This window comes from Streptomyces sp. HD (genome assembly GCF_028369295.1).
Classification (GTDB): Bacteria; Actinomycetota; Actinomycetes; order Streptomycetales; family Streptomycetaceae; genus Streptomyces.
The window spans coordinates 140,231-153,393 of sequence record NZ_JAQMYP010000002.1; the positions used below are offsets into that span (position 1 = coordinate 140,231).

9 protein-coding genes are annotated in these 13,163 nt (G+C 70.5%); 6 read left to right on the forward strand and 3 right to left on the reverse strand.

Features of this window, described 5'->3' with window-relative positions:
• Positions 1-43: 43 nt before the first annotated feature.
• The 4 genes from POF73_RS02545 to POF73_RS02560 all read left to right on the forward strand — a co-directional run bounded on the left by POF73_RS02545 (position 44) and on the right by POF73_RS02560 (position 7,159).
• Positions 44-1,723: a serine/threonine-protein kinase gene (locus POF73_RS02545; RefSeq protein WP_272112725.1), complete on the forward strand. Its 1,680-nt coding sequence runs from the start codon at positions 44-46 to the stop codon at positions 1,721-1,723.
• A gap of 38 nt (positions 1,724-1,761) precedes the next feature.
• Positions 1,762-3,525 (forward strand): serine/threonine-protein kinase, encoded by a 1,764-nt coding sequence (locus POF73_RS02550; protein WP_272112726.1) that lies wholly within the window; start codon positions 1,762-1,764, stop codon positions 3,523-3,525.
• Between the two features lie 141 nt (positions 3,526-3,666).
• Positions 3,667-5,280, forward strand: coding sequence for a succinic semialdehyde dehydrogenase (locus POF73_RS02555; protein ID WP_272112727.1), 1,614 nt, complete (start codon positions 3,667-3,669; stop codon positions 5,278-5,280).
• Positions 5,281-5,380: 100 nt separating this feature from the next.
• Entirely contained in the window at positions 5,381-7,159 is a 1,779-nt protein-coding gene (locus POF73_RS02560) for a GMC oxidoreductase (protein ID WP_272112728.1), read from the forward strand.
• Positions 7,160-7,338: 179 nt separating this feature from the next.
• Here the strand turns inward: POF73_RS02560 and POF73_RS02565 are convergent, their stop codons facing one another.
• A complete protein-coding gene (locus tag POF73_RS02565; protein WP_272112729.1) occupies positions 7,339-8,364 on the reverse strand; it encodes an LAETG motif-containing sortase-dependent surface protein in 1,026 nt (341 codons plus the stop codon).
• 293 nt (positions 8,365-8,657) lie between these two features.
• Here POF73_RS02565 and POF73_RS02570 point away from each other — a divergent pair, with 293 nt between their 5' ends.
• Positions 8,658-9,782, forward strand: coding sequence for a hypothetical protein (locus POF73_RS02570; protein WP_272112730.1), 1,125 nt, complete (start codon positions 8,658-8,660; stop codon positions 9,780-9,782).
• A 558-nt stretch (positions 9,783-10,340) separates the two neighbouring features.
• Here POF73_RS02570 and POF73_RS02575 read toward each other — a convergent pair.
• A complete protein-coding gene (locus POF73_RS02575) occupies positions 10,341-10,622 on the reverse strand; it encodes a chorismate mutase (protein ID WP_272112731.1) in 282 nt (93 codons plus the stop codon).
• 322 nt (positions 10,623-10,944) lie between these two features.
• On the opposite strand from POF73_RS02575, the gene guaA reads away from it, so the two are divergent.
• Entirely contained in the window at positions 10,945-12,522 is a 1,578-nt protein-coding gene (gene guaA / locus POF73_RS02580) for a glutamine-hydrolyzing GMP synthase (protein ID WP_272112732.1), read from the forward strand.
• A gap of 21 nt (positions 12,523-12,543) precedes the next feature.
• Here the strand turns inward: guaA and POF73_RS02585 are convergent, their stop codons facing one another.
• Positions 12,544-13,026, reverse strand: a complete 483-nt coding sequence (locus tag POF73_RS02585) for a pyridoxamine 5'-phosphate oxidase family protein (protein ID WP_272112733.1) — start codon at positions 13,024-13,026, stop codon at positions 12,544-12,546.
• Positions 13,027-13,163: the final 137 nt, after the last annotated feature.

Consider the following 13,163-nt stretch of genomic DNA (forward strand, 5'->3'; position numbering starts at 1 on the left):
TCTCGCTGGATGCCGAAGCGCTTGCCGCGATATGCATGGAGCCATGAGCAACAACGGGGGAGCCCCTTATCGGCCCGACGAGCCGACGAGTTTCGACCTGCAACCGCCGCGGCCCAACCCGCCCGGGGCGCCGGCGCCGCACCCGGACAATCCGTACGCGGCGCCCACGCAGGTCGTGTCGCAGCCCGTCGCCCCCGCCCGGCCGAGCACCCCTGAGCCCGCCCCCGCCCCCGCCCCCGACCCCGGCACGGGTCGCCTGATCGCAGGCCGTTACCGGCTGCTCGCCAAGCTCGGGCACGGCGGCATGGGTACGGTCTGGCGGGCCAAGGACGAGACGGTGGACCGCGAGGTCGCCGTCAAGGAGCCCCGCGTACCGGATCACCTTCCCGAACGCGAACGCGACAACGCCTTCGAGCGGATGCGCCGCGAGGCACGCGCCGCGGCCCGGCTCGACCATCCCGCGGTCGTGAACGTCCATGACGTGGCCGTCGTGGACGGACGGCCCTGGATCGTGATGGAGCTGGTGCAGGGCCGTTCGCTGGGCGCCGCGTTGCAGGAGGGCACCCTCGGGGTCCGGGATGCGGCGAGAATCGGCCTCGAAGTGCTCGGCGCGCTGGAGGCCGCCCACGCGGCGGGCATCCTGCACCGTGACGTGAAGCCGGACAACGTCCTGCTCGGCCGTCATGACCGCGTCGTCCTCACCGACTTCGGCATCGCCCAGATCGAGGGCGAGACCAACCTCACCGACACCGGCGGCTTCGTCGGCTCGCCCGAGTACATCGCGCCGGAGCGGGTGCTGGGCCAGCGTCCCGGCCCGGCGAGCGACCTGTGGTCCCTGGGCGTCGTCCTGTACGCGGCGACGGAGGGTGTCTCGCCGTTCCGCCGCAGCAACACCCCGGCGACCCTCCAGTCGGTCCTCAACGCCACGCCCGCGCCGCCCGCTTCGGCCCAGGGCCCGCTCGCCGAAGTCATCAACGGCCTGCTCCAGAAGGACCCGGGCCACCGCCCGAACGCCGCGCAGACGCGTGCGCTGCTGGAACAGGCCGCCAGCCCGCCGGTGCCGGCCGCCACACAGGTCGTACGCATACCGGAGGGCGTCAAGGCCGGCATCCGGCTCGGGCCCAAGGCGCTGCTCGGCATCGGCGCGGCGGTCGTCGCCGGTGCGGTGGCGGCGTACCTGGTGATCGCCGACCCGTTCGCGGGGCCGCTGCCGGACCACTGGAAGATCCGTGAGGAGAAGACCCTCGACGCCTCGCTGGCGGTGCCCGACGGCTACAAGCGGGGTGTGCCCGAGGACACGGACGACGGCCACTGGGTGACGTACACCGACGAGAGCGGCGCCATCTCGATCGGCCTGAGGCTCGACAAGAAGGCCGAGGACACCAACAACGAGATCGCCGGCTCGGCGGCCGCCGAGATGTACGACGACGACGGCGACTACAAGCAGAGCGGCTACTACGAAGCGAGCATGCCGGCGAACCCGAGGACGAATCCCGACGAGACCACGTACCAGGGCCGCAAGTCCGCCGAGAACACCATCACCTTCATCACCACCGACACCCAGAACCCCCGCCCCCGCGAGCTGCGGATCTTCTACTACAGGACCTCCGCGGGCAACATGTACAAGCTCACCGTCGGCTACCCGAGCAAGGGCGACTTCAGCGACCGGGGACGTGAAGTGGCGCAGACGGCCATCGACAACCTGGAGATCGACAAACTCTGAACTGGCCAAGGGTCGCTCCCGCAAGGTAGTCATGGGACATGAGCGATGACGGGGGCGGCACCGGCCACAAGGAGCGGGTGATCGGAGGACGTTACCGGCTGGTCGAGCGCATCGGCTCGGGTGGGATGGGTACCGTCTGGCGGGCCGTCGACGAACTGGTCGAGCGTGAAGTCGCCGTCAAACAGCCGAGGTTGCCCGGCGATCCGGAGGACGCGGCGCATCAGCGCGCCGCCCATCGGCTGCACCGTGAGGCCCGGGCCGCCGCCCGCGTCGACCATCCGGCCGCCGTCTCCATCCATGACGTCGTCGTCGAGGACGGAGTGCCCTGGATCGTCATGGAGCTGATCCGCGGCGAGTCCCTGCACGAGGTCCTCCAGCGCGGACCGCTGCGGCCCGCCGAGTCCGCCCGCATCGGCCTCGCCGTCCTGCACGCCCTGCGCGCCGCGCACGACGTCGGCATCGTGCACCGCGACGTCAAGCCCGCCAACGTCCTGCTCGGCCCGCACCGACGCGTCGTCCTCACCGACTTCGGCATCGCCCACATCCAGGGCGAGGAATCCCTCACCGTCAGCGGCGAGTTCATCGGCTCCCTGGAGTTCATCGCCCCCGAGCGGATGTCGGGCCGCGGTGCCGGCCCGGCCTCCGACCTGTGGTCGCTGGGCGTCCTGCTGTACGCCGCCGTGGAGGGCTGGTCGCCTTTTCGCCGTACGACGCTGGAGTCCACGCTCGCCGCGATCCTCGCCGCCGACCCGCCCGAGCCGAAGCAGGCGGGACCGCTGTCGTCGCTGATCGTGCGGCTGCTGGCGAAGGACCCCGAGCGACGGCCCGACGCGGAGGAGGCCGCCGCGGTGCTGGAGGCGGTGGCGGAGGGGTGGCCGGTACCGGAGCCCGCCGGGGGGTCGGTGATGGCCGGGCCTCAGGACGCTTCGGGGCTGCGGGAGTTCGCGGAGGACTCGGGGACGGTACGGCTGACGCGCGGGGCGGCGTCGTCCGGAGCGACGGGGGAGCCGGGGCCCGAGCCCAAGCCCGAGTCGGGTCCCGAGCCGAGCTCCGAAACCGCGCCCGAACCCTCCACGGGGACATCCGGCGAAGCGGTGACCGGATCCACCGCAGCCGTCAGGTCCCAAGCCGCCGAGCCTCAGCGCCGCTCCCGGCTGCTGCGCCCCGTCCCCGTCGCCGTCCTCGGCGTGCTCCTCGTCGCCGGGACCTGGTTCGCCACCTCCTCCTTCCTGGTCGACCGGGCCGACAAGGGCGACGACGTCAAGGAGATGAACCCCACCTACAGCTCGGCCCCCCTGGCCCCGGCGACCACCCCCACCCCGACCTCCACCCCCAGCCCCACCCCCGGCACTTGGACCGAGCACCGCGAGAAGGACATGAACGCCGTCCTCTTCCTCCCCGCCGAGTACAAGGAGGCCGCGCGGGAGGGCAGCGCCACCGACCAGCCCCGGCTCGTCGTCTACGACATCGAAGCCGGCCTCGTCCAGGTCCGCCTCACCCAGTGGGACAAGTCGCCCCGCCCGTTGCTGGACATGGCCGAGGAGGCGCAGGAGACCTGGGACAGCTACAACCACGACGCGAGCAGCCAGTACACCCGTACGAGCTTCAAGGGCTACGACGCCGTCCTCGCCGACACCACGTACGACAAGGAGGAGTCCCCGACCCGCGTCATGCAGCTGTTCATCGCCACGGCCGATGACCGCATGTACGAGCTGCGCGTCGACATGCCCAAGGGCACGCCCTCCGAGAAGAAGGGCACCGCGGTCTTCAAGGGCGCCCGTGACCGACTCGACATCGAGTGACCGGGCAACGCCTGGAAGCGACTCGGCAACGCCCTGATCAGCGCGTTTGTTGCCAGTGGACACTGGCGGCGTGTGAGCACTCGGTGAATCCCCGTTACCGACGGGTACACAAAGCCCCCGCTCCGGCATACCCTGCGCCTCATGACGGACGCGCAGGCCCCGGCCAAGACCGGCACGAACCCCCTCGCCCCCGCCCCGGAGGGCGCCCGTACCGCAGCCGACGTGGTGACCCCCGAGCTGGTGGCCCAGCTGACCAAGGGCGTGGTCGGCTCCGGCCGTACCGCCAACCACACGCCGTTCACCGGCGAGAAGCTGGCCGACCTGCCCGAATCCACGCCCGAGGACGTGGAGAAGGCCTTCGAGGCGGCCCGCGCGGCGCAGGCGGTCTGGGCGCAGGTCCCGGTGCGGCAGCGCGCAGCCGTCCTGCTCCGCTTCCACGACCTGGTCCTCGAACGCCAGGCGGAGGTCCTCGACCTCATCCAGCTGGAGACCGGCAAGGCCCGGCTGCACGCCCACGAGGAGGTGCAGGCCGTAGCCGTCGCGGCCCGCCATTACGGCCGTAAGGCACCCGCCTACCTCAGGCCGAAGCGGCACGCGGGCGCCATGCCCACCCTCACGAAGGTCACCGAACTGCGCCACCCGCGCGGCGTCGTCGGCCAGATAGCCCCCTGGAACTACCCCCTGGAGCTGTCCGTCGGCGACGCGCTCCCGGCGTTCGTCACGGGCAACGCGGTAGTCATGAAGCCCGACACGGAGACGTGCCTGACCGCGCTCTGGGCCCGTGACCTGCTGATCGAGGCCGGACTGCCCGCCGACGTCTTCCAGGTCGTCCTCGGCGAGGGCCCGGTCGTCGGCCCCGAGGTCGTCAAGCACGCCGACTACGTCTCCTTCACCGGTTCCACCCGCACCGGCCGCCAGGTCGCCCAGGGTGCCGCCGCCCGGCTGGTCGGCGTCTCCCTCGAACTCGGCGGCAAGAACGCCATGCTGGTCCTGCAGGACGCCGACATCGAGAAGGCCGCCGCGGGCGCCGTCCGCGCCTGCTTCTCCTCCGCGGGCCAGCTGTGCATCTCCATCGAGCGGCTGTACGTCCACGAGTCCGTCGCGGACGCCTTCGTCGAGCGCTTCGCCGCCCGCACCAAGGCGATGCGGCTGGGCAAGTCCCTCGCCTACGGCGCCGACATGGGCTCCCTGGTCGGCGAACGACAGCTGGAGACGGTCACCCGGCATGTCGAGGAGGCCGTCGCGAAGGGCGCCGAGCTCGTCGCGGGCGGTGCGGCCCGCCCGGACATCGGCCCGTACTTCTTCGAGCCGACGATCCTGGACGGCGTCGAGCCGGAGATGACCGTCTGCTCCGAGGAGACCTTCGGCCCGGTCGTCTCCATCTACCGTTTCAAGACCGAGGACGAGGCGGTCGAGCACGCCAACTCCACGCCGTACGGCCTCAACTCGTCGGTCTGGACGAAGGACGGCCGGCGTGGCCGCGAGGTCGCCGCCCGGCTGCGCACCGGCACGGTGAACGTCAACGAGGGCTACGCCCCCGCGTACGGCAGCGTCCAGTCGCCGATGGGCGGCATGAAGGACTCCGGCCTCGGCCGCCGCCACGGTTCCGAGGGCATCCTCAAGTACACGGAGGCCCAGACGGTCGCCCAGCAGCGGCTGCTGCCGATGGCGCCGTCGCTGGGCATGGACGACGAGAAGTACGCGCAGTTCATGAGCCGCAGCCTGCGGCTGATGAAGGCATTCCGGTTCCGGTAGAGGCCTTTCAGGGGCGGAGGGGCTGTATCGACATGCGGCTCCGCCACGAGGGCGCGACCAGCCACAGACAACCCGCACGGACACTCAACGAGGAGCACACGTGCCTCAGGACACCTACGATTACGACGTACTGGTCGTCGGCTCCGGCTTCGGCGGCTCCGTCACCGCCCTTCGCCTCACCGAGAAGGGCTACCGCGTAGGTGTCCTGGAAGCCGGCCGCCGATGGACCCGCGAGGCCCTGCCCAAGAACTCCTGGGACCTCAAGAACTACCTCTGGGCGCCGAAACTCGGCATGTACGGCATCCAGCGCATCCACCTGCTGGGCAACGTCATGGTGCTGGCCGGCGCGGGCGTCGGCGGCGGCTCCCTCAACTACGCCAACACCCTCTACGTACCGCCGAAGGCCTTCTTCGACGACCCCCAGTGGCGGGACATCACCGACTGGCAGGAGGAGTTGAAGCCGTACTACGACCAGGCCCGGCGCATGCTCGGCGTACGGCTCAACCCGACGATGACCCCCTCCGACGTCCATCTGAAGGCGGCCGCCGAGCGGATGGGCGTCGGCGACAGCTTCCACATGGCGCCGGTCGGCGTGTTCTTCGGGGACGGCAAGGACGCCGAGGGCGAGGCCAGGGTCGAGCCGGGGCAGGAGGTCGCCGACCCGTACTTCGGCGGGGCGGGCCCGGCGCGCAAGGCGTGCACCGAGTGCGGTGAGTGCATGACGGGCTGCCGGCACGGCGCCAAGAACACCCTCAACGAGAACTACCTCTACCTGGCCGAGAAGGCGGGCGCGGTCGTCCACCCCATGACGACGGTCGTCTCCGTCACGGACGACTCGCAGGGCGGATACGCGGTGGCGACGCTGCCGACCGACCGCAAGAACGCGGACGAGGGCAGGCTGTTCAAGGCCCGCCGCGTGGTGATCGCGGCCGGCACCTACGGCACCCAGACCCTCCTGCACCGCATGAAGGCGGGCGGCCAACTCCCGTACCTCTCCCCGAAGCTGGGTGAGCTGACCCGCACCAACTCCGAGGCCCTGGTCGGCGCGCAGACCGACAACCGGCGCTACCGCCGGGCCACGGGCGAGGCGAAGGTCGACTTCACCCGCGGCGTCGCCATCACGTCCTCGATCCACCCGGACGAGAACACCCACATCGAGCCGGTGCGCTACGGCAAGGGCTCCAACTCGATGGGCGGCCTGTCGATCCTGCAGGTGCCGTACGCGGAGGGCTCGTCGCGGGTCGCGGGCTGGCTGGCGAACGCGGTCCGGCACCCCCTGCTGGTCCTGCGCTCCCTGTCCAACCGGCGCTGGTCGGAGCGGACCATCATCGGCCTGGTGATGCAGTCGCTGGACAACTCCCTGACGACGTACCTGAAGGCGGACGGCGTCGGCAAGGGCCTGCTGACCGCCCGCCAGGGCCACGGTGCCCCGAACCCCAAGCAGATCAAGGCCGCCTCGGAGGCCGCGTCGGCCATAGCCGCCGACATCAACGGCTTCGCCGGCTCCAACGTCGGCGAGCTCATGGGCACCCCGCTCACCGCCCACTTCCTCGGCGGCTGCCCGATCGGCGACTCGCCCGAGACCGGCGTGATCGACCCGTACCACCGGGTGTACGGCCACCCCGGCATCTCGGTCGTCGACGGGGCGGCGGTCTCGGCCAACCTGGGCGTGAACCCCTCGCTGACGATCACCGCGCAGGCCGAGCGGGCGATGTCGTACTGGCCGAACAAGGGCGAGGCGGATCCGCGTCCGGCGCAGGGAACGGCGTACGAGCGCCTGAAGCCGGTCGAGCCGCAGTCCCCGGCGGTCCCGGCGGATGCCTTCGGCGCGCTGAAGCTGCCGTTCCTGGGGATACCGGCGGTGCCGCCGAAGAAGTAGGAGCAGGCCACGCGGTCGAAGAAGCTGGCCACGCGTTCGAAGAAGCGGGCGACGCGGCCGATGAAGCGGGCGACGCGGCCGATGAAGCGGGCGACGCGGCCGAGCCACCAACAGAGAAGGACCTGCACCCCCCTCCGAGCGCAGGTCCTTCTCTGTCTTGCGTGAAGCTGTCGAGGCCCTTAGGCCTCCGCACCCACCTTGCGGCGGCGCATGGCGAACACGACACCGGCGCCGGCGAGGATGGCGACACCGCCGACGGTCGCGATGACCGGCAGGCCGGAGCTGGAGCCGGTCTCGGCGAGCGAGCCGTCCACGTCGACCTCGCTGACGTCGGAGATCGGCTTCTGGCCACCCGTCTGCGGCTTGGCGTCGCCCGGGTTGCCCGGGTCGGAGCCCGCGGCGAGGATGTCGAAGAAGTAGACCCAGCCGTTCGGGTCGTCGGCGACCCAGCAGCCGTCCGCGTCCGAGTACTGCGCGAAGCCACCGGTGAGACCGATGGCGTCCGGCACCTTGCCGCTGACGCTCAGCCGCAGCTTGAACGACGTCGACTGACCGGCACCGAGCCCGAACGCGGTGAAGGTCGCGCCCTCACCCGCGGCGTCTGCGAGGGTCTGCCAGGAGCCGGTCTCCTTGTTGAAGACCTGGACCTTGATCTGGCCGGAGTAGTCCTCCGAGTCCCAGCCGATCGCGGCGACGCCGATCAGCGGCTTGATGTTCTTGATGTCCTGGTCGCCGGAGTTGGAGACGTCGAACGAGAAGTTCGTCCAGCCGCTGCCGGCGACGATCGTCTCGGGCAGACCCGACAGACCGCTGTGCAGGTCCTCGCTGAGGCCGACCTCCTCGTCCTCGGCGTCCTCGCAGAAGTCGACCTCCTCGGGGGCGCTCTCGCTGGCGCTCGGCGTCGGAGAGGCGGAGGACGTCGGCTCGTCGGTGGGCGTCGGGTCCTCGGTGGCCGGGGTGGTCTCGTCCTCGGTGGGCGCCGGCTCTTCGGCGGTCGGCGTGACCTCGTCCTGGGTGGGCGTCGGCTCGTCGGTGGCCGGGATGGTCTCGTCCTCGGTGGGCGCCGGCGGCTCGGGAGCCGACGTGCTCTCCGTCGGCGCCGGGGTGATCTCGTCCGTGGCGAACGCGGCCGGCGCGGACAGCAGCGCGATCGGTGCTATGACTGCCGTCGTCGCTGCGGCGGCCAGTGCACGGCGAAGCTTCATGAAGACCTCGTAAGTCCGTAGTGCCGCGACATCGCAGCACGCGTCTACAGGGAGGCCTCCGCGTGTGGGGCGCGGGTGTGGCCCTAGATACGCAGGGTTTGATCGGCGACAGCTGTGAAAGGTTGCACGCTCACTAACGGATTTCTTATGTGGTCTACGTCACATATGGGGGGCTCCGTGTGGTGGTCCGAAGCTGACGTACGCTCAGCCGCCTTACAGACCCGCCGAATCGACAGCCCAGCCATTCGACAGCCCGGCGATTCGACAGCCACCGAGAGGGAGCGCACGCCGCCGTGACCGACAAGCCGTCCGAGGGCTCGTCCATATCGGACGAGGAATGGGAGAAGTTCGTCCAGGACGCCGAGCGCGACCAGGCTTCCGCCCCGAAGGAACCCTCCGCCCGCGCCCGCATGGTCACCGAGCGCCTGCGGCGGCAGGACGCCCTGGGGGAGCAGCCGCCGGGGTGGCGAACCCGCCCCGCCGGGCAGCAGGCGAACGGTCGGGCCGTGCGTCGCCGGAGGGTGTGGAGCGTCCTCGGTGTGCTGCTGGCCGTCGCCGTGGCCGTGATCGCCCTCAAGCCGTCCGCCGCCCTGTCCTGGCTGCCCGGCGGTCCGGACACCGACGCACCGTCCGCCTCGCCGCTGTCGGCGGAAACCGGCCGGCCCACCAGCGCGCCCACCGACGTCGCAGGTCAGCCCACACGGAAGCAGCCGTTCGCCGGTTCGCCCGCCGAGCGCTGGGCCGCCGGCGCGGACGCCATCGAGGTGCCGAAGGCCAAGGCCGTCGGAGGCGTCCCCGCCGCACGGATCGAGACGGCCCTGAGCCTCACGAAGAAGTTCCTCGTCGCCTCCAACCTGGACCGCGACGTGCTGTACGGCGCCGAACCGAAGACGGCGCTGACGCTCCTCGACCCGATGGCCGAGGAGTACGTCACCCGGCTGCGCGAGGGCCTGCGCCACCCCACCGTCGAGAACGACCCCAAGTGGAAGTTCACCCGCTTCGACCCGGACGAGATCGAGCTCGTCGGCACCGAGGTGAAGGTGCGCGGCCGGATGACCGTCGAACCCGACGGCGAGCGGGGCAGACCGCTGATCCGGGCCGACTACACCTTCGTCTACCCCGTGGCCAGGGGCGACGGCGGCGACGAGGTCACGCGCGTGATCGTCCGTCGGGTCGTCGAGGTGGCTGTCGCCGACCCCGCCAAGTACCGGACGACCGATGGCCGCATCTGGGTGCGCGAGCTCAGCAGCGAGATCGGCAACGACCTCTGCCGACAGGGTGACGGCTTCATCCATCCGAGGTTCCGGGCCGATATCCAGGCCGCCCCCGAACCCTCGGGCGACGTGGTCGACCCGTACGACCGCAGCAGGGGACTGAGCGGGGCCGGAAAGGAATGCGGCACCCTCTCGCGCACGTGACGGGGGCTCAGCCCGGACCGGCATGAACGATGCTCGCCCGAACGGCATGAGAAGGGCCCCGCAGGCAGTAGCCGCGGGGCCCTTCTTTCGTCAGCACCGACGTCAGGGCAGCGTCGGTGCTTCGGGAGCGGCGCCGGGGGGTGCGCCGCTGGTTGTGGTCTGGTGGTCCTGGTCTCGACCTCTGGCAGTGCAGTGGTCTGTCGCGGGACTTCGGTGGCGGGAACTCGGGGGTCTCAACGCATCGTGCTGGACGGACGCCTCCACCGCAACCGCTCGACCCACCCCTGTACGTCTTCGTACGTCTTCCTGCAGTAACCGCCGGCCGGCCCCGGGCGTCCCCGGAGCCGACCCTCTTGGGTGACCGGGCTGCTGTCCCCTGCCGTCCGGTCACTTACCTGGAGCGAGGTCCCACGGCGCCGGCACGATCCGTAACGCCTCATCGCTCCAGTGAGCCACGCGTGGTTCTCTCGGGCCCGCCCCTGGCTGGCACGGACACCGGTACCAACGAAGGGGTGGGGGAGGCGTCACGCGCCGTACGGGTGAGAGAGGGTCTCGAACTCAGATGCGACCGCGACACAGTTCGAGCAGCGTCATCGCCAGCGACGTGCCCGGCTTGCCCAGCGCCTCGCTGTAGTGGTTGAGGACCTCCATCTCGCGGGAGAGATTCACCCGCCGGCCGCCGGAGGTGATCCGCGCCTCCTGGATGACGGCCGAGACGGCCATGCGTTCCTGGATCAGCCCGATGATCCGGTCGTCCAGGGCGTCGATGCGTTCACGGGCGCCGGTGATCACGTCCGCGGCCTCGGGGGTACGGGCACCGGTCACGTCGATGGCGGTCATGGGGGCTCCTCGTCTGTTTCGGCGGTCGGTGCCCCGGAGCGACAGGACCCGGAAAACGCCAGACGCCCCGGGCCTTGTCGGCCCGGGGCGCCTGGGAAGTCGCTTGTCAGTTGCTCAAGCAGCACGACCATGGCAGCCGGCGGGCCGGGTGCCATAGGTAAAGAGGAAGGTCTGGTGCGTGAGCATGGGGTCAGTATGCCGCGCCTTCCGGGGGCGTCCAACCCGGTTCGCATCCTGAGACGAGGCTTGCCCCGAGGGTGGTCCCGGGGATCCCGGTAGACTCGGCCCCACACACACCTCGCTCACCGCCGGAAGGCAACCCGTGTCATCAGCGAACCCCGCAGCCGCCCCCGACACCGTCCTGGTCGTCGACTTCGGTGCGCAGTACGCCCAGCTCATCGCCCGTCGTGTCCGCGAGGCCCGGGTCTACAGCGAGATCGTGCCGAGCACCATGCCGGTCCAGGAGATGCTCGCCAAGAACCCGGCGGCGATCATCCTCTCCGGCGGCCCCTCGTCCGTGTACGAGAAGGGCGCCCCCCGTATCGACCGCGCGCTCTTCGAGGCCGGCGTCCCCGTCTTCGGCATGTGCTACGGCTTCCAGCTGATGGCGCAGAGCCTGGGCGGCACGGTCGACAACACCGGCGCCCGCGAGTACGGCCGCACGGATCTCCACGTCTCCCGGTCGTCCTCCACCCTCTTCGAGGGCACCCCGGCCGAGCAGCACGTGTGGATGTCGCACGGCGACGCCTGCTCCGCCGCCCCGGAGGGCTTCTCCGTGACGGCCTCCACGGACGTCGTCCCGGTCGCCGCCTTCGAGAACGACGAGAAGAAGCTGTACGGCGTCCAGTACCACCCCGAGGTCATGCACTCCACGCACGGACAGCAGGTGCTGGAGCACTTCCTGTACCGGGGTGCGGGCCTGAAGCCGGACTGGACCACTGGCAACGTCATCGAGGAGCAGGTCGCGGCCATCCGCGAGCAGGTCGGTGACCGGCGCGCCATCTGCGGCCTGTCCGGCGGCGTCGACTCCGCCGTGGCGGCGGCGCTGGTCCAGAAGGCCATCGGCGCCCAGCTGACCTGCGTGTATGTCGACCACGGCCTGATGCGCAAGGGCGAGACCGAGCAGGTCGAGAAGGACTTCGTGGCCGCGACGGGCGTCCAGCTGAAGGTCGTGGACGCCGAGGAGCGGTTCCTCAAGGCGCTCGCCGGGGTCAGCGACCCCGAGGAGAAGCGGAAGATCATCGGCCGCGAGTTCATCCGGGTCTTCGAGCAGGCGCAGGCCGAGATCATCGCGGACGCGGGTCCGGCGGTGGAGTTCCTCGTCCAGGGCACCCTGTACCCCGACGTGGTCGAGTCCGGTGGCGGTACCGGCACCGCGAACATCAAGTCCCACCACAACGTCGGCGGCCTGCCGGAAGACCTCGAATTCCAGCTGATCGAGCCGCTGCGCAAGCTGTTCAAGGACGAGGTGCGGATGGTCGGCCAGGAGCTCGGGCTCCCGGACGAGATCGTCCAGCGCCAGCCCTTCCCGGGTCCCGGCCTCGGCATCCGGATCGTCGGCGAGGTGACGAAGGAGCGTCTCGACCTGCTGCGCGAGGCCGACGCCATCGCCCGCGAGGAGCTGACCGCGGCCGGCCTCGACCGGGACATCTGGCAGTGCCCGGTGGTCCTGCTCGCGGACGTCCGCAGCGTGGGTGTGCAGGGTGACGGCCGGACGTACGGCCACCCGATCGTCCTGCGCCCCGTCTCGTCCGAGGACGCCATGACCGCCGACTGGTCGCGACTGCCGTACGACGTCCTGGCGCGGATCTCGACGCGGATCACCAACGAGGTGCGGGACGTCAACCGGGTCGTCCTCGACGTGACCAGCAAGCCCCCGGGCACCATCGAGTGGGAGTAGGCCCTCTGGGTTTTATGGGCCTCATGTGCGCTTGAGGGTGCGCAGGGGCTCGCCGGGCTTCCAGATCTGGACGACGAGGTACTTCTCGTCCTCGATGTAGGTCCTGACGACCTCCGTCAGCTCGGTGCGGAAGAGGTGGAACGGCTCCGGTGACTCCGGGGGTTCCACCTCTTCGGCGTACACGGCCCTCAGCGCCGGGTCCTCGACCTCGATCGCCCGCCCCGAGATCCGTACGTCACCGCCGCCCATCGACTGTCCCTCCCCGGGGTTCGCCTGGAGCGCGAAGCGCGGGTTGCGGCGCAGGTCCAGGGCCTTGAGCGAGTTCGGCATCATGCCGAGCCACAGCTCGCCGTTCAGGAATCGGACCTCCAGGCCGGTGGTGCGCGGGGAGCCGTCCTTGCGGAGGGTGGCGAGGATGTGGTGGGTGAAGGCGCCGAAGCGTTCCTCGGTGGTGCGGGCGAGGTCGGGTTCGGCCTCGGTGAACGATGCCCAGTTCGCTGTCATACGGTGAGTGTCGCGCCGATACCCGACATCCGCTGTCCGGATTCCATCCGGCTTCCGGGTGCGTGGGCGTCGGATCTTTACAGAACATGTCTGTTCTCCTGCGCTGACCGAGGGTAACTTCCGCCCCGTAAGCAACC